The following is a 24,806-nucleotide window of genomic DNA, read 5'->3' as shown; positions in this document are numbered from 1 at the left end:
CAAACTCTTCAGTTAAAATCATTTTGAAGTTTTAATCTAAACTTCCAAATCTGGCTCATCAATTTTCTGACTTAAATTTCGCTCAAATAAACTTCGAGTAATTTAAACCAATCAATCAATGAAATATTTTCGATCAATCAATCAGTAAAAATCCACACAAGTTGTTCTTCATAATCTCTTAATGATCTTCTCGATGCTTCGTCAGCATCAAGCTAGGTCGGCTATATTACGCTTTATTTCCATAAAGTCAACATGCAATGTTGATTTTATTTTCAAACCCATCTACTCAAAACAAACTCAATTAATCTTAAATCAATCAACCAAGCTATTGTTTTTCAACAAGTTTTTATCAACATCGCCGCCGATGGATGTGTATTATAGGCCAAATATTTTGCCATGCAAGGCTTTTTGTAAAAGAAATATATCGAGTGTTTATTTTATAAACCCCAAAACAGATAAGCCACTGTTTTATCTCATAAATTTATTTTAATAAAAATCTGCGCAATTCTTCAAAATACAATCACAAGATTTAATCTATTGTTTTATATGAAATTATTCTAATAAAAAAGTAAAAAGCAGAGCCTAAGCCCTGCTTTTGGTTTAAATAAAGTTCAAATTAGAACTTCATACTGATACGCGCCCAATAGTTACGGCCAATATTGTTAAATTGCTCATTCGCAGCAAAACCCAAACCCGCATTACCCATTTTGTTTAGATGCTCGGTATAAGTTTTATCCAGTACGTTATCAATACCCACAGACACATCAACACTTTTATTGAGGTTATAGCTGCCGTTTAAAGACAATACGCCAAAGCCACTGCTTTCTTTCACATCATAGCCCACGATATTACCTTCACGTTCGCTAATACGACTTTGACCATCAACAACACGTAATAATGCACCTAAAGTATATTTATCCTGAACATAGCGCAGGTTTAAACGCCCTTCCAAAGGTGAAATTTGTGGCAACGGCGTATTGTCCGTAGTGTTTTCACCCCACGCATACATGGCACTCACATCAGCCTGTAAAGCATCGGTAAATTGATAAGCAATACCAACTTCTGCACCTGCAATCGTTGCATCCACATTGCGAGTATGCGCCTCTAAAGGATTTTCTTTACTCTGAGGCTTGTTTTCATCTCTCAGTTTGTAATTCGTCAAAATATAATCATTAATTAAACCTGCATAAGCCGATGCCCAAGAGCTGAATGCACCATGTTCATGTTGATAGCCAAAGTCCAATTGAAGGGTTTTTTCAGTATCAATGTGATTAAACGTATTTTTATTTCCGTTACCCGACAGAGGACTAAACAATTCCCAATAATCAGGCATACGCTCTACATAGCCCAAACCGACATAAGTTTTAGCATCATGGTGCGGATGTTGATTTTCCAAACGAATAAAGCCACTTGGCAAAGTTTCTTTACGTTGTTGAGCTGTTTGCACTGCATCAACTTCGACCTGATCAACACGTACACCTGTAACTAATTTATTTTCATCATTGAGTTGATAACTCAATTCACCAAAACCGCCATAAGATTGAAATTCCATATCGGTTGTTACAGGGAAGTTCATTTTCGGCATTGTGGCTGAATACATGCCTTTACCATGTTTATTCTGTTGACTATCAATACCTGTAATAAACTGCAGCTTATCCCACTCATGCGTTACAGCCATCCGTGCATTTAAAGTACGGCGTGTCACATTCATTGCAGATTTAGCTTCCACCCACTCTTTTGTCATGTGATGTTGTGCCATACCTACTTTACGCAGACTATAGTTATCCATCACGTGATCGTTAAAGCTATAGTTCACCTGTGCTTCAATTTTCTTAATCACATCGGTGATATTTTTCTTTTCCACACGTAAACCTAAACTTTCGCGGTCAAATTCAGCACCATCCATTGTACGGCCCGCATAAACCACTTCAGCATCACCACGACCACCTGTCAGTTCTAGCCAAGTGTTTTCATCGGGTGTCCAACCTAAAGCGAGATCAGCATTCCAACGCTCCCAATCCGAAGGAACAGTTGTACCATTACCATCTTTATAGCTATCTGCTACAGAACGGTTGGCGTTTAAACGGATGTATTTATGCTCATCACCCGCAGCCGCTTCAACATTATGATCTAAACGGCCAAATGACCCCATCAAGACACTGGCTTGGCCACGATAGTTTTGACCTTCACCAAATTGCTCAGGCTTACGCTCAAACAATACCGTTGCTGCCGAACCTGTGTTGGCATATTGCACCGTTTGCGGGCCTTTAATGACGGTAATTTCATCAAAACTTTCTGGTGAAATATAAGAGGTTGGTGAATCCATACGACTCGGGCATGCACCCAAGTTTTCAGAACCATCGGTTAAAATTTTAATACGTGAACCAAACATGCCGCGGAAGGTCACATCGCCATTGGTACCCGCACCACTGTTGACAGCACTAAAGCCGACGATGCTTTGCAAATAGTCTGCACCATCTGTGGCTGGAATCGGCTGAATGGGTTGTTTTGGATTAGCACGAACCACCAAACCATTGGCATCATTGCCCTGTTGTGCGGTTGCAACAATAGGCGCAAGACTATGCGTATTCGCAGACAGCATACTTTGATCGGCAAACGCACTTGCTGAATAGCAGGCAACACAAACTGCAGCCGCAATGGGCTGTAATAAAAATTTAGGCTGAGCCATTTTATTTCTCACTTCAAAACATAAATACAGTTAGGGTCAAAGCAGACCCGAAAAACATTGAATTTATGCAAAGTGAGGTGGAGCACGTCCCTGCGGAAGTAAAAAGAGTTGCTGAAGTGCAAACCAAACGTGTTGAAAACGTTTTTGGAAAGCCAAAAGACGTACCTGAATGCGATCAAGCACCTCTTTAAGCTCTAATTCAGGTGGCAAGACCAAGTTGCCATAGACCGTACAATACTGACATTGATGTGAAGCATCGTGATGATGATGTTCATGCTGTACGGTCAGTTGCTGATCATCGGTCTGTGATGTAGATGAATGTGCAGTATGCGAAGAATTTGTATGCACGGCGTGGGCTTGTGGCAACAAAAGTGCACGCGTGATGGTTTCACAGACTGGCGCAACTTGATATTGCTCAGGCAGCAAAGGCTGTAAAAATACAGCAATCTGTAAAAAAACTGCGATAAATGAAAGCAGTAAGCCACTACGCAACAACAAAAACATCTATCCTGAATTTGTGTGGCGCAAGTATAACAAAGCCCAATCGAAATTGGGCTGATTTTTATGCTTTGGTCTAAACATGGACAACTAGATGGTTGTTTGTTTTAACGCTTCACAGCAACTTTTTCTTTCTGACGCTGGCGCACTACTTTTTCCACTTTTTCACGGGCACGCTGTCTTTTGAGTGGTGATAAATAATCGACAAATAATTTCCCATTTAAGTGATCCATTTCATGTTGGATACAAACAGCGAGAAGTTGATCTGCTTCTAGCTCAAAGGTTTGACCCTCAAGGTTAATCGCTTCAATTTTTACACGTGACGGACGCTCAACTTTGTCGTATATTTGAGGCACTGACAAACACCCTTCTTCATACGGTTGGGTCTCTTCAGTCAATGGGGTAACTTTGGGGTTAATGAAGACCATGGGTTGATCTTTATTTTCAGATAAATCCATGACAATCAGCTGAATATGATGATCTACCTGTGTCGCAGCTAGACCAATTCCTGGTGCGGCATACATAGTTTCAAACATATCTGCAGCAAGCTGACGAATTTCGTCGGTCACTTCTTCAACTGGTTTGGCAATGGTACGCAAACGGGGATCCGGGAAACTTAAAATAGGTAATAAGGCCATGGGACATCCTCACTTATGCCATTGATCAAAAAACCGAATGAAGGAATGCTTCATCAAAAAAATGTGTGTAAGATCGTTATTATAACGCAACTACATACATAATTTTAGGAATTATGATAATGAAAAAGGTTTTGACAGACACATCCTCTTTTCGTGTCTTGGGGTTTAAAAAGCAAGTTTTAGCACTCGCAGTATGTCTCACAGTGGGACTTGGTGCGATCAGTGTGGCTGAAGCAGCACCTGCACGAAACATCAATCCGCCTGCCTTAAAAGCCAGCGCACCAAATGTGTATGTGGTAAAAAAAGGCGATACCTTATGGGATATTTCCAAAAAATTCCTGAACAATCCATTACGTTGGCCTGAAATTTGGGCAAGTAACCGTCACGTAAAAAATCCACACTGGATTTTCCCAGGTGACCGTTTGTTGATGTGTACCTACGAAGGTCGCCCTATTATTGGTAAAGATGAAGGCGATGGCTGTGAAGGCATTATTCGTCGTTATGCAGGCAAGAGCACCAATTTACAGCCGCAAATTCGCGTGGAGTCTTTAAATAATACCATTCCTGTGATTCCACTTGACTACATCAAACACTGGTTAGAGCGCAGCAGCATTATTGCCGCAGATGCGTTACAAGGCACACCATATATTTTAGGTACTTCTGATCAACGTGTTTTAGCTGCTAAAGGTCAAAGTGTGTATGCACGTGGAGCAGGTCTGGAAGTAGGTCAACGCTACGGTGTATATCGTGAAGGCGAACCGTACATGCTGACCGATGCCAATGGTCAAAAATTCAATGCAGGCATTGAACTCACTCAAGTTGCTGCAGGTATTGCAGTACGTGGTGAAAATGACATCACCACACTTGAATTGACCGATACCTACAATGCTGAAGTGCGTCGTGGTGATCGCGTCTTACCAATTTATGACCCAATGCTGCCAACCTTGTTCTACCCAACGCATGCTGAAAATGTCAGCACAGGTGGTCAGGTGCTACGTGTGATGGGTTCGATTGGTACTGCAGCAAAACACAGTGTTGTGGCAATTGATCGCGGTACATTACATGGCGTGCAATCTGGTCATGTGTTTAGCGTAGCGCAAAAAGGCGAAGTGGTCACCGACCCGAAAACCAAAGAACGTGTTCAGCTTCCAGGCGAACGTATTGGCAATATCATGGTCTTCAAGAGCTTTGACCACATTAGCTATGCCTATGTTTTAGACAGTGAATTACCAATTAAAGTCGGTGCGAGCTTACAAGCACCACGAATGGACGACTAAAACGGTTTAAGATGGTGATGTTGAATTCATTCAGCCCACAGCAAATCAACTACATTTTGTTGTGGTATTTGGTTCAACATTCACTGTCTAGTTTTTCCAAACTCGTACAACATTATGGTTCCGTGGCTGCCGCAGTGCAGCCCGAACACCTCCTCACATGGTCAGATGTGCGCATTCATGCCAACCATCTACAACGCGCCAAAGAATATCTCAGCCCAACAGGGCAACTCGCCTTTGAACAATGTCTGAATCAACTGCAACAGCAGTGCGATTTTGTTTTAACGTTGGATGATGCTGACTATCCGAATCAGTTACGTCCCTATGCCAATAAGCCACCCATTTTATTTGGACAAGGCAATGCACAGGCTTTGTTGCAAGCGCAAATTGCGATTGTTGGCAGTCGCAAAGCCAGCCCGCATGGTCGGCAAGTGGCTTATGATTTTGCTTATTATTTAAGTGAACAAGGATTCTTTATCAATAGTGGTTTGGCACAAGGTATTGATGAAGCCGCACATCAAGGTGCTTTGCAACATCAACGTACCATTGCAGTCATGGGCACAGGTTTGGACAGCACTTATCCAAGTGCACATCACAGCCTGCGCCAAAAAATTGTAGAATCTGGTGGTGCCGTGATTACGGAGTTTTTACCACAGACTAAGCCCTTACAGCAACATTTTCCACGACGTAACCGTATTGTCAGTGGACTAAGTTTAGGCGTGATTGTTGCTGAAGCCAGTTTAAATAGTGGCTCGCTGATTACCGCGAAACTGGCAGCAGAGCAAGGCAAATTAATTTTTGCCATTCCAGGACATATTTACAGTGAATTTCATCAAGGTTGCCACCAATTGATTCGTGAAGGTGCAATTTTAGTGGATCATCCTGAACAAGTGATTGAAGATTTAGCCCTACCCACCCAATGGCAATATCAACAAAACCAAATAGCATCAAGCCAAAATCAGACTACAGCAGCTTCAACAAAAGCAAAATTATCTACACCACCGACTGAAGCAATACTTCAAACCACCACAACAAAAACAGCAGATACAAGTACACCGCATATTCCCGAGCATTTATTGGCACTGTATCAACAACTGGATTGGGTCGGACAAAGCATCGATCACTTGGCACAGCAACTGAATTTAGATATTGCCACACTCACCAGCGCATTAATGGAACTGGAACTCATGGGCTTCTGTTTACAACAATCAGGTTTATATCTGCGTTGTCGTCCACTCAAATAAGGTTCACAATAAGCGCCTATTTCACGTTTCTGTTTAGGTAAAACTCCCATGATTACAACTTCTGTCACCGAAGCCGCTGCATGTCTACAACAAGGACAGGTACTGGCCTATCCTACAGAGGCGGTTTGGGGATTGGGATGTGATCCATATAATCAACAGGCATTTTTGGAAATTTTGCGTCTGAAACAGCGTCCGATTGAAAAAGGTGTGATTTTACTGGCAGGACATCTGTCACAAGTAGAGCATTTACTGCAGGATTTAAGCCCCGAAATGCGAGATCGCGTAATTGCGTCATGGACGAATACTTATCCCACAGATCGAGCAACCACCTGGCTATTACCCAGCACAGCCGCAATTCCAGAGTGGATTACAGGTCAACACCCCAAAGTAGCGGTGCGCGTAACCAATCATCCTTTATGTATGGCGTTATGCCATGCCTTTGATGGCTTTATTGTATCGACCAGTGCCAATCCTGCGGGACTTGCCCCTGCACGCTCTTTGCAAGAGACAACGCAATATTTCCATCAACAATTGCACTACTTAAATGGTGATTTGGGTTTAAGCCAGCAACCTAGCCGTATTTTAGATGCAGAGAGTGGGGCAGTGATTCGCGCCTAGCTTTAGACAAATTTTAGTTGACATCCTCCCCGACCTAAAGGACGGAGATTCCTACTGCTAGACGCTCATGCCCGAGCGCAAGAATATTCAGTGCGGAATTTACATCCCGATCATGGAGCGTACCGCACTCCACACACTGCCATTCTCTTATTCCAAGTCCTGCTCTACCTTCCGGACTACTGGAGCGTGAGCCACAGCACGAACAAATTTGGGTGGTATAGGCTTCATTGACTTCTTCATAACATACCCCTGCGTTCTCGCATTTATACTTGAGCATGGTTCTTAGTGTTGTCCAACTGGCATCTAGCACTGATTTAGCCAATCTGGTTTGTGCTAATGCTTTGGCATTCACATTGCCAATGAAGATGGCTGCATGTTCATTCACCAGTTTTCGGCTGAATTGATGCAGCATGTTTTGTCTTACATTTTTAATCTTGGCATGGATGGCTTTGACACGTTTCTTATTTTTTGCACGTTGAGCAATACCAAGTTTTTGTTCATATTGCCGATAGATTTGAGGTGCTTTAAGTTTTACGCCATCTGAACAAGTCGCTAAATCTTTTAAACCTAAATCTATGCCAATTGAGGTTTTAGCGTTGTTTTTTCTATTTTGACTGCATCAACTACAAGACAAACATACCAACGTCCACGACTATCTTCTACGAATGTGCCTGTTTTGATATTGTATTGACTTAATCCGTAACTATCCCATAGTTTAAATTGATGCTTGCCATATTCAACATAGCCATCAGCATATTTGATTGCAACCTTTTTAAACGGTATCCAACCCAGTGAACGTCTAGCTGATTGTTTATTACTGACACGCCATTTTAGTTTTGCTTTTTTGAACTGCTTGCGTCTTGTGACCAATTCTTCTGTCACTGCCTGAATAGTTTGACTGTGCAAGTTGCATTCTTTCGATGTGCCTTTCGTGTATTTTGCAAGGTCGTATGCTGAAAAGAATTGTTGTTTTTGTTGTAGGTGTTTGAAACACAAATCATTGACATAATTCCAGACGAAATTGACTTCGGTCGCTAGTTGGTTTAGTACCTTGCAATGTTTGTCTTTTATGCGTAATTTGAGTGTCTTCATCCAATTATTTTAACAGTATTTTTCTTAATAGTGACTATAGTACAAGTATTTAAAACGACATTTCGTGTCGTTCATATGGTTTACTCCAGTCGCTTATATCCTCGTGCTGAACCACGAGGTTTTTCGCTCCAGTGGATAAAAAAAAGCTCAACCATATAGGGATGGTTGAGCATAAAAAGGATGTGTATAAAAGCACATCCAGAGGGTTTGAAAATCTTGCTGCAAATGATATTTCACTGATTATTGAATACAGTGGATCGTTTTCAGTACGTGAATTATGGAGTAATTTAGTCGACTATACAAATAGATTTTTCCTATTAATCCAAGACAAATATTCAATGAAAGATTCATCTTTTTTTCTTAACAATTTAAATTATCTTACTATTTTTACAATTATTTTAGAAAAATTAAAAAAACTGTCATAATTCATAACACTCAATACTGTATAAATTTTGAATAAAAGGCATTTTAAATACACCTTTATGTGATCAAAAAAACACCAATTAAACTCAACTTTTTGCTTGAATGTGTACGCGTGCTTTCATTTGTGCCAACACAATACCCGTTAAAATAATCAATCCACCGATACTGTGATAACTCCCCCACACTTCTGCCAACCAAAAATATGCAATGATAGCCGTGAAAACAGGCATCAAATTCATAAAAATACTGGTGCGATTTGGCCCTAAATATTGAACGGCCAACATCCATACCAAAGGTGCAATAATTGAAGGAAATATACCTGCATACAGCACACTTAAACCATTTTGGCTATTTAAATGATCCAAGCCGAACCACAAAATAAATGGCAGATGGTAAAGTAAGGCGAATATAATTTGCACATAAAGACTCAGCATGAGCGGCAATTTTAAATTCCATTTCTTTAAAAACACCCCATAAAAGGCGTAAAAAAATACCGCCAAAACCATGAGCATATCGCCCGCATGTCCTGTCAGCTGACTGAGTTGACGCAAATCTCCTTGTGCAATCACATACAACAAACCCGAAAATGAAATAATGCAGCCCAAAACCGCAAATCGTGTCGGAATGTCTTTTAAGATCAGCAATGAAACCAAAACCGTAAACATGGGAATAAACGCATTAATAATGCCCATATTGGTTGCAGTGGTGTAATTGGCTGCGGTATAGCTTAGACCTTGATACAGCACCAAACCAAAAGCACTAAGCACTGCCAACTGTTTCAAATGTGGACGAATCAACTCACGCTGCTGCCAAACTTTGGGCAATATCCACGGGGTTAAAATCAGAAAAGCAATCAACCAGCGATAAAAACTGATACTGACGGGTGAAATATACTCCGCCACATACCTCGTTACTGCAATATTTAAAGACCAAATCAATACCGCAATCAATGGCAATAAAATTGCCCAAAATACGCCTTTATCTGACCGTATCATGTATTCATCATCCTTGTTGTACCAAACAGCATACCTGCTGTGAAACCCTTTTCTATAACTGACTTGTGATGCAAAGTGCTAAAAACCCAGTGTCTATTTATGGCACTTTTCGCTCGATTTATCCATCAATAAAATAAAATGCAGATACGAATTACATTTTTCTGCGCAATATCACGGCTATGCGGGATTCCATCAGTGTCGTAAATTTCTTTGCTATAAAACTTGCTGTACCCAAAAATTACAGTTACAACAGTAGCGGTAAAATACAGATTCTAGGAAGCAACTATGCGCACTTCAGTTTATGACATTGCAGTAAAAACCAATCAGGGTACGGAAACCACATTAAATCAATATGCAGGAAAAGTGTTGTTGATCGTGAACGTGGCATCAAAATGTGGCTTAACCCCGCAATACGAAGGCTTACAGCAACTCTACGCAGCAAAACAGGCACAAGGCTTAGAAATTTTAGCCTTTCCATCGAATGATTTCTTGGCACAAGAACCGGGCAGCGATACAGAAATTCAGGAATTTTGCTCACTGAATTATCAGGTGAGTTTTCCATTGTTTGCTAAAATTCCAGTCGTGGGTGCAGAAAAACATCCTCTCTACACGGCTTTAACGCAAGCAATTCCTGAACGTATTGGTGAAGGCCCATGGTGGAAAGATTTGGTTGATTACGGCTTAACCCCAAATGAACCACCTGAAGTATTGTGGAACTTTGAAAAGTTTTTGGTGAATAAACAAGGTGAAGTGGTGGCGCGTTTTGCCCCAGATTTAACCGCAGATGACCCGCGCATTGTAGAAGCGATTGAGGCTGAATTGGCTAAATAATTTTTTATTCAGCAAGTTAAAGAGTTCTTTCATAAATTCTCTTTAAATCAATAATTCAGCTCCCTCATCCTCTTGCGAAATATATTCCTCATCCTGAGCCATATATGGCGCAAGAGAAGGGACTATCAATATCAATTCGACTCAATTACTTATGATCATTTTTCTTTTATGAAAGAAGTGTAATTCATAGGAGTTTCTTTAAAACTCCTATTTTTTTTTGATTTAGACAAAAAAATTAAGATTTGTTATTGCTTTGCAACAATCTGTTTTTTATTCATATTTTCGTTTTATATTCATTCTCAATGAGTACCAAAAATCACATGAATATGAAAAATGTATCTTCGAAGACACTACTTCCGTTTGCACTATTGAGTTCTGCCTTGCTACTCAGCGCCTGTGATCAAATGAACACGCCGCAAACGCAAACAACTAATCAAGATGATTCCAGCGCATCATCCAACAGCAATACAAACCCAACCAACGCTCCATTAAGCAGTGGCAATATGTTCTATATTGTGCGCGATGTGGCTGATCTACAGCTCAAAGCAGGTCAATATGTCGAACAACTGAATCAAACCAAGTCTGAATTGCAAACCGCTGTAGATGCGCAAGATCCACAACAATTACAAATTGCAGCGACTCAATTACAACAGCAGTTACAAGGCTTCAATCAAACACTAAGCAGCCTAGACTTAAAAACACAGGAAATTGATACCATCCGTCAAAACTTATTGGCTGCCAATCAGCAAGTTTTGGCTTCACCATTTTTAAATGGACAAGTCGATTTAAGCAAAGTGGACTTTAAGAAACTGGAACAGCAAATGGGGAGTATTCAAGCTGAAATGCTAAAACTGGCGGGGATGATTTTACAAGGTGAGTCAAATCAGCCTACTGAAACTACCAATACAGCATCTTAAGCAAAGATAAGGCTTCAATTCCAAACAGCATAAAAAAAGCCACTCTTTCGAGTGGCTTTTTTCAATCTTAAACCGACAATTAAAGTGCGCGGTTTTTGATTTTGCGGATGGTTTCCAACTGTGCAGCAGTTTCTGCCAAAGCAGCCAAAGCAGCAGCAGAGTCCAAATCGCTCTTTTGATTTGCCAACAATTGTTCAGCGTGTTTACGCGCTTCAATAATTGCCGCTTCATCTAAGTTTTCTGCACGAACTGCAGTATCTGCAAGAATCGTAACAACATGCGGTTGAACTTCTAGAACGCCACCAGATACATAGATTAATTCTTCTGTACCATTTTCCAGCAGAACGCGGATTGCACCCGGCTGAAGCAAAGTTACCAGTGGTGCGTGACCCGGCATAATACCGAGTTCACCGCCAGCACCTTTTGCAATTAGCATAGTCACAGTGCCCGAGTACAAAGACTCTTTTACACTTACAACATCACATTGCATAGTCGCCATGAGAATCTCCTAAATTAGAGCTGCTAATTAAAGTTTCTCGGCTTTAGCAATCACTTCGTCAATACCACCAACCATATAGAACGCTTGTTCTGGGATATGATCGTATTCACCAGCTAGAAGACCTTTAAAGCCACGAATTGTATCTTTAAGCGGTACAAGTTTACCAGGCGCGCCAGTAAATACTTCAGCTACGTGGAACGGTTGAGAGAAGAAACGTTGGATCTTACGTGCACGGTATACAGTAAGTTTGTCTTCTTCTGACAATTCGTCCATACCAAGAATTGCGATAATGTCTTTCAATTCTTTATAACGTTGAAGAACGTTTTGAACTGAACGAGCAATTTCGTAATGCTCAGTACCAACAACTAATGGATCTAACTGACGTGAAGTTGAGTCTAGTGGATCGATCGCAGGGTAAATACCTTGAGATGCAATATCACGGCTCAATACTACAGTTGCGTCTAAGTGCGCGAACGTTGTAGCAGGTGATGGGTCAGTCAAGTCATCGGCAGGTACGTATACAGCTTGAATAGATGTAATCGAACCAGACTTAGTTGAAGTAATACGTTCTTGAAGAACACCCATCTCTTCTGCAAGTGTAGGCTGATAACCTACTGCAGATGGCATACGACCTAGAAGTGCTGATACTTCAGTACCTGCTAGTGTATAACGGTAGATGTTGTCTACGAACAATAATACGTCACGACCTTTACCGTTCTCATCTTTTTGATCACGGAAGTACTCAGCCATAGTCAAACCAGTTAACGCTACGCGTAAACGGTTACCAGGCGGCTCGTTCATCTGACCGTAGACCATTGCTACTTTGTCAAGAACGTTAGAGTCTTTCATTTCGTGATAGAAGTCGTTACCTTCACGAGTACGCTCACCAACACCAGCGAATACAGATAAACCTGAGTGCGCTTTAGCGATGTTGTTGATCAACTCCATCATATTTACGGTTTTACCAACACCCGCACCACCGAACAGACCAACTTTACCACCTTTCGCGAACGGGCAAAGTAAGTCAATGACTTTAATACCAGTTTCTAAAAGGTCAGTAGAAGCCGCTTGTTCTGCATAAGAAGGCGCTTGACGGTGAATTGGTAAACGCTCTTCAGTTGCAACTGGACCAGCTTCGTCGATAGGGCGACCAAGAACGTCCATGATACGACCAAGTGTCGCTGTACCTACTGGTACAGAGATTGGCGCGTTAGTGTTAGTTACGTTCAAACCACGCTTAAGGCCTTCAGTAGAACCCATTGCAATAGTACGAACTACGCCATCACCAAGTTGTTGCTGAACTTCTAATGTAGTTTCAGTACCGTCAACTTGGAGAGCGTCATAGATCTTAGGAACGCTGTTGCGTTCAAACTCGACGTCGATAACCGCGCCGATGATCTGAATGATACGACCGCCACTCATTGCTGTCTCCTCAATTCAAACTAATAATGTTAAACGGCAGCGGCACCACCAACGATTTCAGAAATTTCCTGAGTAATCGCGGCTTGACGCAGCTTGTTATAAATAAGTTGTAGGCTCTTGATCAGTTCACCTGCGTTATCTGTTGCAGCTTTCATTGCAACCATACGCGCAGACTGTTCACATGCGATGTTTTCAATCACACCTTGATAAACCATAGACTCGATGTAACGAACCAATAAACCATTTAACAGCTCTTCAGCTTCTGGTTCATAGATATAATCCCAACCGTATTGACGGTTAAGAGTCTTGTTTTCTTCAGCAGATGCTAAAGGAACAAGTTGTTCGATTTTCTGATCTTGAGTCATGGCATTGACAAAGCCGTTTGACACGAGGTAAATGCGATCTAACTCGCCTTTATCGTACGCATCTAACATCACTTGCACAGAGCCAGATAACTGTTCAAGACTTGGCGCGTCACCTACGTTTGTAGTTGCACCAAGCACTTTACCGCCGTAGTTTTTAAAAAACGAAACCGCTTTTTGACCAATTAAAGCAAACTGAACTTCAATTGACTGCTCTTGTTGTTGCTGTACATGCTTTACAACTTTCTTGAACAAGTTAATGTTCAAGCCACCTGCCAAACCACGATCTGAAGACACGATGATATAACCAACGCGTTTTACAGGGCGTTCAATCATATAACGGTGTTTGTATTCAGGGTTCGCCTGTACCAAATGAGCAATTACACGGTGCATATTTTCGGCATACGGACGGCCTTGAGCCATGCGCTCTTGCGCACGACGCATCTTAGAAGCAGCAACCATTTGCATCGCGCGAGTAATCTTTTGCGTGCTCTTGATACTAGCAACTTTGGCGCGAATTTCTTTTAAATTTGCCATACGCTTAACCTAGTATTCGAAAGCCCTTTCAGGCTTCCGAAGGTTGATTCCGTGAACCAAACCCCTAACTAGCCAATGCTAAATTAGTAAGTTTGAGTCGCTTTAAAGCTTTCAATACCTGCTTTGATTGCAGCTTCGATGTCTTTGTTGAAATCACCAGTTTCATCGATTTGTTGCATTAACGCAGCATGTTCTGAACGGAAGTAAGAAATTAACGCAGCATCAAAGTCTACGATTTTCTTCACTTCTACGTCAGCCATGTAGCCTTCGTTAGATGCATAAACTGAAACAGCTTGGTCAGCAATTGAGTATGGCGCATATTGTTTCTGCTTCATTAACTCAGTTACACGTTGACCATGTTCAAGTTGCTTACGAGTTGCTTCGTCAAGGTCAGAAGCGAACTGAGCAAACGCTGCCAATTCACGGTATTGCGCCAAAGCGGTACGGATACCACCAGACAATTTTTTGATGATCTTAGTTTGAGCAGAACCACCAACACGCGATACAGAAATACCCGCGTTCACAGCAGGACGGATACCCGCGTTGAATAATGATGTTTCTAAGAAGATCTGACCATCTGTAATCGAAATTACGTTGGTTGGTACGAATGCAGATACGTCACCTGCTTGAGTTTCAATAATCGGCAATGCAGTTAAAGAACCAGTTTGACCTTTAACTTCACCGTTAGTGAATTTCTCAACGTAGTCAGCAGATACACGAGAAGCACGCTCAAGTAGACGCGAGTGTAGATAGAACACGTCACCTGGATACGCTTCACGACCTGGTGGACGACGTAAAAGCAATGAAATTTGACGATACGCAACAGCTTGCTTAGACAAGTCATCATAAATGATTAACGCGTCTTCACCACGGTCACGGTAGTATTCACCCATTGTACAACCAGAGTACGGAGCTAAATACAGCATTGCTGCTGGATCAGATGCACCTGCTGCGACAACAGTGGTATACGCCATAGCGCCAGTTTCTTCTAGCTTACGTACTACGTTTGCGATAGTCGATTGTTTTTGACCAATTGCTACGTATACACACTTAATGCCAGAGTTTTTCTGAGCGATGATCGCATCGATCGCCATTGCTGTTTTACCAGTTTGACGGTCACCAATGATCAACTCACGTTGACCACGGCCTACAGGGATCATGGTATCAACTGATTTATAACCAGTTTGAACAGGTTGATCCACTGATTGACGCCAAATTACGCCTGGTGCTACTTTTTCTACAGCATCAGTTAATTTTGCATCAATAGGGCCTTTACCATCAATTGGGTTACCCAAAGCATCTACCACACGGCCTAAAAGTTCTGGACCAACCGGAACTTCTAATACACGACCTGTGCAACGTGCTTTTTGACCTTCTTGAAGGCTTAAGTAGTTACCTAAAACAACGACGCCCACTGAATCCTGTTCTAGGTTCAGTGCCATACCAAATAAGCCGCCGTCGAATTCGATCATTTCACCGTACATTGCATCAGCAAGGCCGTGAATGCGCACAATACCGTCGGATACCATAACAATGGTACCTTCGTTTTTAGCGGTCGCGCTGGTGTCCAGATCGCCGATACGCTGTTTAATGAGCGCACTGATCTCGGATGGATTCAGTTGTTGCATTGCGCTATACCTCAATCTTTTATTAGTTCAGTCTTCGCAATTAAGCTAAAAGACGTGTCCGCATTTTTTCAAGCTTGTTAAGCGCAGAATCATCTATCACTTGGTCGCCTGCACGAATAACCACACCCGCAATTAACGCTGGGTTCACTTCTACAGAAACATTTACTGCCGCAGCGAAACGTTTTTCTAACGCTTGAGCAAGAATTTGTTCTTGTACAGAAGTCAATGGGAATGCTGATTCAATCACAACATCCACAGTATTGTTATTCTGTGATTTGAGCTGTTCGTATTCTGCTTGAATTTCAGGAAGCAAAGCCAAACGGTTGTTTTCAGCAAGCAATGTCAAAAAGTTTGACACTGCTGCAGTTTGGTCTTCACCTAAAACTTTGGCAAAAATACTCACCTGCTCAGCAGGCGTAAGCTCAGGGCGATTTAAGTAAGCTGAAAATGCTTCGTCTTGCACCGCAGCACTGAGCAAGTTAAGTGCTGTTGACCAATTGTCAGTTGCACCTTGCTCAGAAGCGTAAGCAAATGCTGCTTTAGCGTATGGGCGTGCCAACGTCAAGAGTTCAGCCATAATCTGCCTCTCTCTTAAAGTTTAGCAGCCAGCTGAGTCAGCATGGCATTGTGAGCTTCTGCGTCAACTTGCTGGCTAAGAATTTTCTCTGCACCAGTTACTGCAAGCGCAGCTACTTGTTGACGTAATTCTTCGCGAGCAGAATTGATTTCTGTATCAACAGCTTCTTTCGCTTGTTGACGAATACGCTCACCTTCAGCAGATGCTTGGGTACGCGCTTCTTCTACCAATTGTGCTGCACGACGATTCGCTTGTTCGATCAATTGAGCCGCTTGTGCTTTAGCTGCATCTAATTCAGCTTTCACTTGAGCTTGCGCATCGGCAAGATCAGCTTTGGCTTTCTCAGCTGCATTTAAGCCGTCAGCAATACGACGCTGACGCTCACTAATCGCATTGATTAGTGGTGGCCATACAAACTTCATGCAGAATGCGACGAAAATCGCAAATGCAATCGCTTGGCCAAACAATGTGAGGTTGATATTCATTGCAAATTCCTCAAATAGTGAATTTCGGAATTAAGCTGATTAACCTACAAATGGATTAGCGAAGATGAAGAACAAGCCAATACCAACACCGATCATAGGCACAGCATCAAGAAGACCTGCGATTAAGAACATACGAGTTTGAAGTTGTGGAGCCAATTCTGGTTGACGAGCAACAGCTTCAAGGAAGCGACCGCCTAAAAGACCAAAACCAATCGCAGTACCTAAAGCACCGAAAGCGATCAAGATAGCAGATGCAATTGCAACTAGACCTAAAGTGAGTTCCATGATAATTCCTCAGAGGTTAGGTTTTATACCAAATTAAGTTAAAAAATTGTGTGCCCAACCGCCCGATGACAGTTAGGCCATACCATTAATGCTTTTCGCTTGCCATGCTCATGTACACGATAGTCAACATCATGAAAATGAATGCTTGTAGCGTAATAATCAAAATGTGGAAAATCGCCCAAGGCACAGACAATGCCCACTGGATCCAGAACGGTAATAACGCGATAAGAATGAAGATTAACTCTCCCGCATACATGTTACCGAACAGTCGTAGAGCCAATGAAACTGGTCGCGCCAAGAAAGTAGTCAATTCCAACAATAAGTTGAATGGAATTAAAAGCACTTTAGCAACTGGATTACTTGGGTTGAATGGGTTAAGTGCCAACTCACCAACGAAGCCGCCAACACCTTTCTCACGAATACTATAGAAAATAATTAAGAAGAATACAGAAATAGACATACCTAAGGTAATGTTTGGATCTGTAGTCGGAACAATTTTAAAGTAAACCTGATGAGGGTCCACACCCAGCATAGATGCAATCGCCTGTTGAGCTACATAAGGAATAAAGTCAACAGGGATCAAATCCATCAAGTTCATGAGGAAAATCCACACGAAAATGGTTAATGCTAAGGGTGCAATTAATCGAGACTTCCCATGGAAGGTATCACGTACACTTGAATCCACAAACTCGATAATCACTTCAATTACTGACTGGAATTTACCAGGCACGCCTGAATTTGCAGCTTTCGCAACAATCCAGAACAATAAACAGAAGATCAGACCAAGTCCGATAGACCAACCCATTGAATCCAAGTGAATAGCAGTGAACCCCATCTGTTGAGCTTCTTCAGCAGACTCAGCCAACTTCCATGAACCGTCTGGCATTTTGCCATAGGTCATATTGGTCAAGTGATGCTTGATATACTCGGTCGAAGTAAGGGCATGTTCTTCAGCAGCCATAAATCACACCTGGTCAATGTAAAAAAACTAATAGAACAAACGAACATCGCGTGCTGCTTGATATCTCGCCTATTCCTGAAAAACTTTTCAATTTTTGCTGCGTTTAGACTCGTTTTTGTAATCGTGACACCCAAAATGGCGCAACCCACGACATGCTTTGAACGAGCATAAAACCACAAAACAATGCCACCGGGGATAACGGCTGTACATTGCTTAAAATTAAAATGAATCCTACGATCACGATTGCAAACTTACCGAGCATTCCTCTATACATGTTCGAAAGAACCTGTCTGGACGCTCGTGCACCTGCTGCTCGAAACGACTGCCATGAAAAATAACAACTTGCCAACCAACAAACACTAGCACCAAGTGCAGCGCTTAAGGCAGCCGTTGAGTCTTTCAAGACCCACGCTATCAGGGCTGAAACTGGAATCATGAATGCTTGTAAGAAGACCAAAGCTTTAGCTAATCGTCGGTCAATCAAGCGACTAGTTCGGCTCATTTTTTTATCCACTCACAGCATTAATGCTTGACAAGTTCAACTGATGATCGTTTTTTATCGCAGGCATTATAGAGTTAGCCCCCTGAACATGCAATCGTTTCCCGACCTTAGTCGTGTTTTTTTGCATGTTTGTCTCGGAATTGTCATATTTCAATTTTGCTTAAAAAACGCATCATTTTCGTGCATTTAATACACAAGCCTTGGTTTGCTTGGCTAATTGCTGCCACGCTTGCACAAAATCATCTGCACCGCGCATGCTTTCATCGACCTTTTGAAACACAATTGGATTCAATTTCATATACTGATTTTTACTGGCATGTCCTTCTGCAAGTAGGCACATTTTTGGATTTGGTCGGTGATCGTTCAAATATTTAATTTGTGCGACTGTTGGCGCAATATGCGGATCATTGGTCATCGACCCAGAAAATTCTAAATTTAAGGCACGTTCTAAATATTGATAGGCATCGTGATAAGCCCAATATGGCTGTACTGCAGTTTGAGTCTGAAACTGACTTGCACTTTTGAATAAACTCTGTGCGAAGGCACGTGCGTTATTCCAATAAGCATCGCGATGTTCAGGCATTTGCTGAGAACGTAACGCGGCAATAAAGAAGCCGATACGCACCGCATTGTTTGGGTCTAGCCAGACATGGCTGTCTACTGTATTTTTTAATGCTGCACCACGTTCTGAACGCTGCGGCAAAGTTTTCATAATGCCCGTATCTAATAAAGCAATCGCTTTAGGATTTTGATGTAATACACGTTCTAGCGGTGCTTCATGCGCCTTACCTAGCCAAATAATTAAATCCGCATCTTGGATGATTTTTCGATGTGCAGGCGTGAGCGATACATCATGCCCTGTTTGATCTGCCAGTAATAACGTGGGTGTTTCGATATTTTGCGTGACTTTTTGGGCAATCAAATAGATAGGATGGGTAGACACCACCAAAGCCTGCGCCATGCTGACAGTACTGCATAACGCTAAAAGACAGAAACTAAATAAACGAAACATTGCGGCATATCACGAAAAATCGACAAATGTTATAATATAACAAATTTATAAAAATACCTACGTATAATCGAAACTAATAACGCTTCATGCTAAGATTTACTGTCGTTTTTCTTTTAAAGTTCAACTGGGGTGGCTATGAGCTTATGTTCGCACGAGCATCACAATGCATTACATGGCGTTCACGACCATCACAATGTCGATCAACGTCTTGCCGAAGCTGAAAGTTTATGTGCGGCAACAGGTGCTCGTTTAACACCGCTACGTAAAGAAGTGTTGGAACTCATTCTCAAGGCATCTGCACCAATGGGTGCTTATGATTTATTGGCGAAAATTAAAAGTGAGTCTGATCGTCCTGCAGCACCGCCAACGGTGTACCGTACTTTAGATTTTTTACTGGAAAAAGGACTAATTCACCGTTTGACTTCAATCAATGCCTATATTCCTTGCTGTCATCCACGTGAAGGACACCAAGCGGCTTTTTTAATCTGTACTGAATGTAAAGTCGTTAAAGAAGCTTCAGCGCAAGGTTTATTAGAGCAATTAGATCAGTTGGCAGCCTCTGACCGCTTTAGCCCGCATCACAGCATTATTGAGATTTCTGGAAAATGTCAGCAGTGCAACAGCAAATAACCACTGCACCGCTCATCGCCTTGCACAATATTCAGGTGCGAATAGATGAGCGCGATATTTTAAAAAATGTCGATTTTGAATTACATGCACGTGAAATTGTCACGCTAATTGGCCCCAATGGCGCAGGAAAATCGACTCTAATTAAAGTCTTGCTTGGCATTGTCAAACCAAATGCAGGCAAGCTCGTAAATGCTCGCAAATTGACCTTTTCTTATGTGCCGCAAAAGTTTAATCCTTCACACAGCTTGCCTTTAAGAGTGAAAGATTTACTGGCTTTAGAAAAATGCCCAGACGCAATTAAAGCAGAAATTATCCGCGATACTGGCATTGCCAAACTGCAAGATTCAAAAGTACAACAACTGTCTGGTGGTGAGCGGCAACGGGTGCTATTGGCACGCGCCTTATTACGTCAACCTGATGTTTTGGTACTGGATGAGCCGATGCAAGGACTAGATATTCAGTCCGAAGCTGAACTGTATGACTATGTGCGCAACTTACCGAGCAAATATGGCTGTGCGGTGTTGATGGTGTCGCATGATTTGCAATGGGTCATGCAAGGTACGCATCGTGTGGTATGTTTAAATAAACACATTTGCTGTAGCGGTTTGCCCGAAAATGTACAGCAACATCCTGAATACCAAGCTATTTTTGGAACCAATCGGGTGTTTTATCAACATCACCATGAACACTGCGCCCATGGCGATCATGCCGAGCCTTGTCAGCATGATTCACGTCCTCATATTCACCCTGAACCGGAAGCTTAACCCATGATGGATTGGCTACAATTGCTGTTACCTGCATGGATCATGGGCAGTTTATTGGTATTTTTGACCGCCCCACTTGGCTGTTTAATGCTGTGGCGACGTATGTCCTTTTTTGCCGATACGATGGCGCATGGCACCTTATTAGGTGTGGCGATTGCAGGCGCGTTGAGTTTACCTCTGTGGATGGGTGTGACCTTCTTGGCATTATTATTGGTGGGTGTTTTATGGATTTTACATGATCCACGGTTGCCGAATGATGCATTATTGGCGCTCTGCTCTGCAACATTGCTCTGTTCAGGTTTGCTTTTTATTCAGCATATTCCAAGTTTGCGTCCTGAATTGCTGAGCTATTTATTTGGCGATTTACTCACGATTTCATGGGCAGATTTACCTGTATTTGCCCTAGTGATTATTGTTGCTTTAGCGGTGCTGTATAAATTTTGGCAGGCACAAATTCAAATTGCAATTGACCCTGATATTGCGGTCAGTGAAGGCGTGAATGCCCAATGGCAACGCCTGATTTTTATGTTGTTGTTGGCATTATTTACCGTATTGGCTTTACGTGCAGTCGGTTCTTTATTGATGGGCGCATTGTTGGTGATTCCCGCTTTAACCGCACGTTTATTGGCTCACTCGCCTAAACAAATGGTGATTTGGGCATTTATTGTGGCGCAAATTGCAGTCAGCGTAGGTTTATGGTCAAGTGCGGGCTTAAATATTTCGACAGGTTTAAGTATTGTGATGACTATGGCGATCATTTTTGCGGTGATTTTTAGCGTTCAAAAAGTCAGAAAGATAGCTTAGTTTTTCGTTAATGAATATCTATATTTTTGTATTGCAGCAATGAGCATTACGACCAAAAATGGCAGTATATACGCTATCCACAGTGCTATATCACTATGAATCACTTGCTGTAAAAGACTCAATTGCTGCTGACTTTCTGAAACAGCATTCCAATCTATCTTTTGTAGATAAAACATTGCATGAATGGCAATCAACAACACAGCCGTAATATTAATCAACACCACACTTTGCCACACCGTATGTTTAAAATAAGTTTGCAAGGCGGCAAATACAAAAGAAAAAATCAAATTGATACTCAAATGTGCCATCAAAGCAATTGGCCAAAACACGCGATCTACTGAAAACTGAATTGCTAATCCAATTGCAATTAAAGTTGAAAAACTTAAAAGCAACATGCTGATCCACCAATGTTGCCAATAAAGTGCTCGCGGAATACATTTTATTTTCAACGTATGTCTCAATCTATTTTTATAATTACAGCGTACACTTTTGTGTAATTGAAGACATTACTGATGCACCAAACTCAACAAAAACGCAGCACCTGCAAACAATGCAGCAAAAGTACGATTCATAAATTTTTGCTGCTTCGGTGATCTTAACAAACGTAAAACTTTAGCAGCCAAGCCCGTATAGCCCGCCATAACAATCAAATCAATACTAATCATGGTCAACGCCATAATTGCATATTGCACCCATTGCGGTTTAGATAAATCTAAAAATTGCGGTAAAACTGCCAATAAAAACACAATTGCTTTGGGATTGCTCATATTGACCAGAAAGCCGTACATCACCAATTTTCCAGCAGATTTTCGCGTCAGCTCATGCTGAATTTCAATCGACTGTGCAGGCGCTGCCCATTGCAAATACGCCAGATATAACAAATATGCCACACCAAACCATTTCACAATTAGAAATGCCCAAGGTGTTGTCGCAAATAATACCCCTGCCCCTGCGGCTACAATCGCGATTTGCAATAATAAAGCGAGTTGTAGACCAATCGCATTCCAATACCCATGTCGAAAACCATAATTCAAACCACTCGACATAGATGCTATTGCACCCGCGCCAGGTGAAACACTAATCACCCAACAGGCCAACATAAACGCAATCCAAACTTGATAAGACATATATCGCCGCTTTTCACAAGACAGTGCATTATATGATATTTCACTTAATCTCATGACTAAAAACGTGGAATAAAAATCGGGTTGAGGCTATTAAGCCTACATACAATCAGGCACAATAAAGTCAACTTTATAGAAAACAACAAATTTTCAGGAGCTATACATGACTGCCCAATCTGTAATTTTGCCACTACCTTCAGATCATGCTCGCTTTCTTGTACTTCGTTTAAAAGACTTAAGCATTACTGAGTTAAAAGAAAAATTGGCTGACTTGTTTAGCACACGGGATCGTTTGATTACCCAACATCCACATGCCCAAATTAAAACTGGCGTTGCTTTTGGTCCTGAACTTTGGGCACAACTCTATGAGCAATCTCCAGATGGTTTTAAACAATTACAACCGATTCAAGGGGCGTACCCAATGCCTGTCGTGCCTGCCGATGTGATTATTCATCTCGCGAGTGCCCGTTCAGATATTTGCTTTGCGCTCAGTCAGGCCTTTTTTGAGGGGATCCAAGACAAAATTGAAGTGTTGGATGAACGGGTCTGTTTCCGTTATTTTGATGGACGCGACATGACGGGATTTATTGATGGTACCGAAAACCCACAATTTCCAGATGATCGTGCCGAAGTTGCACTTTTAGGGGAAGATGCAGGCGTGTTTGCCGATGGTTCTTTTATTTTTGCACAGCGCTATTGTCACGATTTAGAAAAATGGAAAAAGCTCAAAGTTGATGCCCAAGAACACGTGATTGGACGTACCAAGCTAGAATCGATTGAATTAGATGAAGATGTACAACCTGAAAATTCGCACGTTTCACGTACAGTCGTTGAAGATGATGCAGGCGATGAAATGGAAATTTTGCGCCACTCTTTACCTTATGGTGATGGCAAGGGCGATCAGGGTTTATTCTTTATTGCTTATACCAAAGATTTGAGCATTATTGATGCCATGTTAGAACGTATGTTTGGTACTTCAGGTGATGGCATCCATGACCGTTTACTGCACTTTGTGACTGCTCTAGACGGTGCATATTACTTTGCCCCAAGTGAAGAGTTATTAGAAGAAGTGATGGAAGGTTGATCAAAGCTATCATGAAGTTGCTACAAAGCGACTTCATGAGGATTATCCTATACATCAAATAACATCGGACAGCATAATATATGCCTTTACCACTCCATTTTTTTTACTAATATAATCAATACTTAGGAAAAAATTATCTTTGTTTTTTGCAATATGGTTTATTTTGACTCGATCCCCTTGGATGAGATAAGACTTTTTCCGAATAAAATAACGATCAAACAAGAATGCTTTAGGAGAAGTTATCATCAGATTTTGAATCTCTCTTCCTAAGTCATCTTTAAGCACATAAACTTTATAACCATTTAAAAAATAAGTACTTATATTTATGTTTGGAGCCAAAGATTTCCATTCCTCTTGTCTTGAATAGCTTCCAGACTTTAATGTATAGATTCTTTTGTAGCTGATTGCTCCATCTTTGAACCTTTCAATAATCTGATTATTTATAAATTCAGGATCATACAAAGGACTTAAATAAAATTCTTTTGCCTTCAGGGAAGAAATTTCAAATATTCGATACTGCCCACTTGGATTACAGTCTTCAGTATAATTGACCACTACATATTTTTTTAAAGGAATACCAAAATACTCTACTGAAAAAGCATCTTTATCAAAACAATAGTCTTTTTTATTAAATAATAAGAAATTTTCTCCGTTTTCATTATAATAAATACTATTTTTTTCTTTAATCAATATTTCTTCTGCCGATACATAACAAGTAAAAAGCAATAAAAAAAATAGATAAAATTTATTTAAACCCATCTCTTTTCTCAACCTCTTTTAATATTTTTCTCTGTACACGACAAATTTCACAGAACCCTTATCCTATCAGGATTCTGCTTTCTTAAAATTGCCAAAATTTCCTTAAACTCTTCTTTTTTCCCAAAACCAATTAAACGCTGAATCGCCATTTG

27 protein-coding genes and 1 pseudogene are annotated in these 24,806 nt (G+C 41.3%); 10 read left to right on the top strand and 18 right to left on the bottom strand.

The features are described 5' to 3' along the window. Window positions 1–616 precede the first annotated feature (616 nt). From FTT78_RS13125 to def, 3 genes are all read right to left on the bottom strand, one after another. On the bottom strand, window positions 617–2,689 hold the full coding sequence (locus FTT78_RS13125; RefSeq protein ID WP_004970111.1) for a TonB-dependent copper receptor: 2,073 nt from the start codon (window positions 2,687–2,689) through the stop codon (window positions 617–619). Window positions 2,690–2,752: 63 nt separating this feature from the next. Continuing rightward, window positions 2,753–3,187: a DUF2946 family protein gene (locus tag FTT78_RS13120; protein WP_154321168.1), complete on the bottom strand. Its 435-nt coding sequence runs from the start codon at window positions 3,185–3,187 to the stop codon at window positions 2,753–2,755. Between the two features lie 107 nt (window positions 3,188–3,294). Then, window positions 3,295–3,825: a peptide deformylase gene (gene def / locus FTT78_RS13115; protein ID WP_154321169.1), complete on the bottom strand. Its 531-nt coding sequence runs from the start codon at window positions 3,823–3,825 to the stop codon at window positions 3,295–3,297. A gap of 119 nt (window positions 3,826–3,944) precedes the next feature. On the opposite strand from def, the gene FTT78_RS13110 reads away from it, so the two are divergent. Genes FTT78_RS13110 through FTT78_RS13100 form a run of 3 tightly spaced genes read left to right on the top strand, consistent with a single transcriptional unit; the run spans window position 3,945 to window position 6,961 of the window. Continuing rightward, the gene (locus FTT78_RS13110) at window positions 3,945–5,102 is read left to right on the top strand and encodes a LysM peptidoglycan-binding domain-containing protein (RefSeq protein WP_070155503.1); all 1,158 of its coding nucleotides are present in this window, start codon (window positions 3,945–3,947) and stop codon (window positions 5,100–5,102) included. Between the two features lie 17 nt (window positions 5,103–5,119). Then, a complete protein-coding gene (gene dprA / locus FTT78_RS13105; protein WP_180044561.1) occupies window positions 5,120–6,343 on the top strand; it encodes a DNA-processing protein DprA in 1,224 nt (407 codons plus the stop codon). A 48-nt stretch (window positions 6,344–6,391) separates the two neighbouring features. Continuing rightward, window positions 6,392–6,961 (top strand): L-threonylcarbamoyladenylate synthase, encoded by a 570-nt coding sequence (locus FTT78_RS13100; protein ID WP_180044563.1) that lies wholly within the window; start codon window positions 6,392–6,394, stop codon window positions 6,959–6,961. A 34-nt stretch (window positions 6,962–6,995) separates the two neighbouring features. Here FTT78_RS13100 and FTT78_RS13095 read toward each other — a convergent pair. Continuing rightward, a pseudogene (locus tag FTT78_RS13095) lies at window positions 6,996–8,053 on the bottom strand (RNA-guided endonuclease InsQ/TnpB family protein). Window positions 8,054–8,184: 131 nt separating this feature from the next. On the opposite strand from FTT78_RS13095, the gene FTT78_RS13090 reads away from it, so the two are divergent. Next, complete coding sequence (locus tag FTT78_RS13090; RefSeq protein WP_004970123.1) at window positions 8,185–8,478, top strand: hypothetical protein; 294 nt, start codon at window positions 8,185–8,187, stop codon at window positions 8,476–8,478. Between the two features lie 84 nt (window positions 8,479–8,562). Here FTT78_RS13090 and FTT78_RS13085 read toward each other — a convergent pair whose 3' ends face one another. Continuing rightward, window positions 8,563–9,471, bottom strand: coding sequence for a DMT family transporter (locus FTT78_RS13085; protein ID WP_096902732.1), 909 nt, complete (start codon window positions 9,469–9,471; stop codon window positions 8,563–8,565). Between the two features lie 285 nt (window positions 9,472–9,756). Between FTT78_RS13085 and FTT78_RS13080 the strand changes: the two genes are divergently transcribed. Together FTT78_RS13080 and FTT78_RS13075 are read left to right on the top strand one after the other, a co-directional pair. Beyond that, window positions 9,757–10,302 carry a glutathione peroxidase gene (locus FTT78_RS13080; RefSeq protein WP_004970127.1) on the top strand — a complete coding sequence of 182 codons (546 nt, stop codon included), beginning with the start codon at window positions 9,757–9,759 and terminating at the stop codon, window positions 10,300–10,302. A gap of 326 nt (window positions 10,303–10,628) precedes the next feature. After that, window positions 10,629–11,219 (top strand): hypothetical protein, encoded by a 591-nt coding sequence (locus FTT78_RS13075; protein ID WP_136144381.1) that lies wholly within the window; start codon window positions 10,629–10,631, stop codon window positions 11,217–11,219. A gap of 79 nt (window positions 11,220–11,298) precedes the next feature. On the opposite strand, the gene FTT78_RS13070 is transcribed toward FTT78_RS13075, so the two are convergent. From FTT78_RS13070 to FTT78_RS13025, 10 genes are all read right to left on the bottom strand, one after another. Continuing rightward, window positions 11,299–11,718 (bottom strand): F0F1 ATP synthase subunit epsilon, encoded by a 420-nt coding sequence (locus FTT78_RS13070; protein WP_004970132.1) that lies wholly within the window; start codon window positions 11,716–11,718, stop codon window positions 11,299–11,301. Between the two features lie 27 nt (window positions 11,719–11,745). Further along, a complete protein-coding gene (gene atpD / locus FTT78_RS13065; protein ID WP_004970134.1) occupies window positions 11,746–13,140 on the bottom strand; it encodes a F0F1 ATP synthase subunit beta in 1,395 nt (464 codons plus the stop codon). A gap of 29 nt (window positions 13,141–13,169) precedes the next feature. After that, window positions 13,170–14,039: a F0F1 ATP synthase subunit gamma gene (gene atpG / locus FTT78_RS13060; RefSeq protein WP_004970136.1), complete on the bottom strand. Its 870-nt coding sequence runs from the start codon at window positions 14,037–14,039 to the stop codon at window positions 13,170–13,172. An 83-nt stretch (window positions 14,040–14,122) separates the two neighbouring features. Continuing rightward, a complete protein-coding gene (atpA, locus tag FTT78_RS13055) occupies window positions 14,123–15,667 on the bottom strand; it encodes a F0F1 ATP synthase subunit alpha (protein WP_004970138.1) in 1,545 nt (514 codons plus the stop codon). Between the two features lie 40 nt (window positions 15,668–15,707). Further along, on the bottom strand, window positions 15,708–16,244 hold the full coding sequence (locus FTT78_RS13050; protein ID WP_004970141.1) for a F0F1 ATP synthase subunit delta: 537 nt from the start codon (window positions 16,242–16,244) through the stop codon (window positions 15,708–15,710). 14 nt (window positions 16,245–16,258) lie between these two features. After that, window positions 16,259–16,729: a F0F1 ATP synthase subunit B gene (locus FTT78_RS13045; RefSeq protein ID WP_004970142.1), complete on the bottom strand. Its 471-nt coding sequence runs from the start codon at window positions 16,727–16,729 to the stop codon at window positions 16,259–16,261. Window positions 16,730–16,768: 39 nt separating this feature from the next. Next, window positions 16,769–17,014: a F0F1 ATP synthase subunit C gene (atpE, locus tag FTT78_RS13040; RefSeq protein WP_000424060.1), complete on the bottom strand. Its 246-nt coding sequence runs from the start codon at window positions 17,012–17,014 to the stop codon at window positions 16,769–16,771. 85 nt (window positions 17,015–17,099) lie between these two features. Next, window positions 17,100–17,975 carry a F0F1 ATP synthase subunit A gene (atpB, locus tag FTT78_RS13035; RefSeq protein ID WP_004970145.1) on the bottom strand — a complete coding sequence of 292 codons (876 nt, stop codon included), beginning with the start codon at window positions 17,973–17,975 and terminating at the stop codon, window positions 17,100–17,102. Between the two features lie 103 nt (window positions 17,976–18,078). Next, entirely contained in the window at window positions 18,079–18,477 is a 399-nt protein-coding gene (locus FTT78_RS13030; protein ID WP_004970147.1) for an ATP synthase subunit I, read from the bottom strand. A 172-nt stretch (window positions 18,478–18,649) separates the two neighbouring features. Continuing rightward, complete coding sequence (locus tag FTT78_RS13025) at window positions 18,650–19,489, bottom strand: metal ABC transporter solute-binding protein, Zn/Mn family (protein WP_104852883.1); 840 nt, start codon at window positions 19,487–19,489, stop codon at window positions 18,650–18,652. 135 nt (window positions 19,490–19,624) lie between these two features. Here FTT78_RS13025 and FTT78_RS13020 point away from each other — a divergent pair, with 135 nt between their 5' ends. The 3 genes from FTT78_RS13020 to znuB are packed head-to-tail and all read left to right on the top strand — an operon-like array spanning window position 19,625 to window position 21,687. After that, entirely contained in the window at window positions 19,625–20,119 is a 495-nt protein-coding gene (locus FTT78_RS13020; protein ID WP_004970151.1) for a transcriptional repressor, read from the top strand. Next, window positions 20,095–20,883, top strand: coding sequence for a zinc ABC transporter ATP-binding protein ZnuC (gene znuC / locus FTT78_RS13015; protein WP_131261255.1), 789 nt, complete (start codon window positions 20,095–20,097; stop codon window positions 20,881–20,883). Before FTT78_RS13020 ends, znuC begins: the two co-directional genes overlap by 25 nt. A gap of 3 nt (window positions 20,884–20,886) precedes the next feature. Continuing rightward, window positions 20,887–21,687: a zinc ABC transporter permease subunit ZnuB gene (gene znuB / locus FTT78_RS13010; RefSeq protein WP_004970154.1), complete on the top strand. Its 801-nt coding sequence runs from the start codon at window positions 20,887–20,889 to the stop codon at window positions 21,685–21,687. On the opposite strand, the gene FTT78_RS13005 is transcribed toward znuB, so the two are convergent. Both FTT78_RS13005 and FTT78_RS13000 read right to left on the bottom strand, forming a co-directional pair. Beyond that, window positions 21,684–22,082, bottom strand: a complete 399-nt coding sequence (locus FTT78_RS13005; RefSeq protein ID WP_180044529.1) for a hypothetical protein — start codon at window positions 22,080–22,082, stop codon at window positions 21,684–21,686. The genes znuB and FTT78_RS13005 overlap by 4 nt on opposite strands. A 111-nt stretch (window positions 22,083–22,193) precedes the next feature. Further along, on the bottom strand, window positions 22,194–22,814 hold the full coding sequence (locus FTT78_RS13000; RefSeq protein ID WP_180044531.1) for a LysE family transporter: 621 nt from the start codon (window positions 22,812–22,814) through the stop codon (window positions 22,194–22,196). Window positions 22,815–22,974: 160 nt separating this feature from the next. Between FTT78_RS13000 and FTT78_RS12995 the strand changes: the two genes are divergently transcribed. Beyond that, window positions 22,975–23,895, top strand: coding sequence for a Dyp-type peroxidase (locus FTT78_RS12995; RefSeq protein WP_104852878.1), 921 nt, complete (start codon window positions 22,975–22,977; stop codon window positions 23,893–23,895). A 54-nt stretch (window positions 23,896–23,949) separates the two neighbouring features. Here FTT78_RS12995 and FTT78_RS12990 read toward each other — a convergent pair whose 3' ends face one another. After that, window positions 23,950–24,654, bottom strand: a complete 705-nt coding sequence (locus FTT78_RS12990; protein WP_004970164.1) for a hypothetical protein — start codon at window positions 24,652–24,654, stop codon at window positions 23,950–23,952. Window positions 24,655–24,806: the final 152 nt, after the last annotated feature.

Source organism: Acinetobacter sp. YH01011, from assembly GCF_013420785.1.
Lineage (GTDB): Bacteria > Pseudomonadota > Gammaproteobacteria > Pseudomonadales > Moraxellaceae > Acinetobacter > Acinetobacter towneri.
Note: the sequence above shows the minus strand (reverse complement) of the source record. Positions and strands in the feature narration are given on the sequence as shown.

What these genes read in the sequence shown, in the direction of transcription:
- FTT78_RS13125 (WP_004970111.1), bottom strand. Translation starts at nt 2,689, where the DNA reads ATGGCTCAGCCTAAATTTTTATTACAGCCCATTGCGGCTGCAGTTTGT.
- def (WP_154321169.1), bottom strand. Translation starts at nt 3,825, where the DNA reads ATGGCCTTATTACCTATTTTAAGTTTCCCGGATCCCCGTTTGCGTACC.
- FTT78_RS13110 (WP_070155503.1), top strand. Translation starts at nt 3,945, where the DNA reads ATGAAAAAGGTTTTGACAGACACATCCTCTTTTCGTGTCTTGGGGTTT.
- dprA (WP_180044561.1), top strand. Translation starts at nt 5,120, where the DNA reads ATGTTGAATTCATTCAGCCCACAGCAAATCAACTACATTTTGTTGTGG.
- FTT78_RS13100 (WP_180044563.1), top strand. Translation starts at nt 6,392, where the DNA reads ATGATTACAACTTCTGTCACCGAAGCCGCTGCATGTCTACAACAAGGA.
- FTT78_RS13085 (WP_096902732.1), bottom strand. Translation starts at nt 9,471, where the DNA reads ATGATACGGTCAGATAAAGGCGTATTTTGGGCAATTTTATTGCCATTG.
- FTT78_RS13080 (WP_004970127.1), top strand. Translation starts at nt 9,757, where the DNA reads ATGCGCACTTCAGTTTATGACATTGCAGTAAAAACCAATCAGGGTACG.
- FTT78_RS13075 (WP_136144381.1), top strand. Translation starts at nt 10,629, where the DNA reads ATGAAAAATGTATCTTCGAAGACACTACTTCCGTTTGCACTATTGAGT.
- FTT78_RS13070 (WP_004970132.1), bottom strand. Translation starts at nt 11,718, where the DNA reads ATGGCGACTATGCAATGTGATGTTGTAAGTGTAAAAGAGTCTTTGTAC.
- atpD (WP_004970134.1), bottom strand. Translation starts at nt 13,140, where the DNA reads ATGAGTGGCGGTCGTATCATTCAGATCATCGGCGCGGTTATCGACGTC.
- atpG (WP_004970136.1), bottom strand. Translation starts at nt 14,039, where the DNA reads ATGGCAAATTTAAAAGAAATTCGCGCCAAAGTTGCTAGTATCAAGAGC.
- atpA (WP_004970138.1), bottom strand. Translation starts at nt 15,667, where the DNA reads ATGCAACAACTGAATCCATCCGAGATCAGTGCGCTCATTAAACAGCGT.
- FTT78_RS13050 (WP_004970141.1), bottom strand. Translation starts at nt 16,244, where the DNA reads ATGGCTGAACTCTTGACGTTGGCACGCCCATACGCTAAAGCAGCATTT.
- FTT78_RS13045 (WP_004970142.1), bottom strand. Translation starts at nt 16,729, where the DNA reads ATGAATATCAACCTCACATTGTTTGGCCAAGCGATTGCATTTGCGATT.
- atpE (WP_000424060.1), bottom strand. Translation starts at nt 17,014, where the DNA reads ATGGAACTCACTTTAGGTCTAGTTGCAATTGCATCTGCTATCTTGATC.
- atpB (WP_004970145.1), bottom strand. Translation starts at nt 17,975, where the DNA reads ATGGCTGCTGAAGAACATGCCCTTACTTCGACCGAGTATATCAAGCAT.
- FTT78_RS13030 (WP_004970147.1), bottom strand. Translation starts at nt 18,477, where the DNA reads ATGAGCCGAACTAGTCGCTTGATTGACCGACGATTAGCTAAAGCTTTG.
- FTT78_RS13025 (WP_104852883.1), bottom strand. Translation starts at nt 19,489, where the DNA reads ATGTTTCGTTTATTTAGTTTCTGTCTTTTAGCGTTATGCAGTACTGTC.
- FTT78_RS13020 (WP_004970151.1), top strand. Translation starts at nt 19,625, where the DNA reads ATGAGCTTATGTTCGCACGAGCATCACAATGCATTACATGGCGTTCAC.
- znuC (WP_131261255.1), top strand. Translation starts at nt 20,095, where the DNA reads ATGTCAGCAGTGCAACAGCAAATAACCACTGCACCGCTCATCGCCTTG.
- znuB (WP_004970154.1), top strand. Translation starts at nt 20,887, where the DNA reads ATGATGGATTGGCTACAATTGCTGTTACCTGCATGGATCATGGGCAGT.
- FTT78_RS13005 (WP_180044529.1), bottom strand. Translation starts at nt 22,082, where the DNA reads ATGTTGCTTTTAAGTTTTTCAACTTTAATTGCAATTGGATTAGCAATT.
- FTT78_RS13000 (WP_180044531.1), bottom strand. Translation starts at nt 22,814, where the DNA reads ATGTCTTATCAAGTTTGGATTGCGTTTATGTTGGCCTGTTGGGTGATT.
- FTT78_RS12995 (WP_104852878.1), top strand. Translation starts at nt 22,975, where the DNA reads ATGACTGCCCAATCTGTAATTTTGCCACTACCTTCAGATCATGCTCGC.
- FTT78_RS12990 (WP_004970164.1), bottom strand. Translation starts at nt 24,654, where the DNA reads ATGGGTTTAAATAAATTTTATCTATTTTTTTTATTGCTTTTTACTTGT.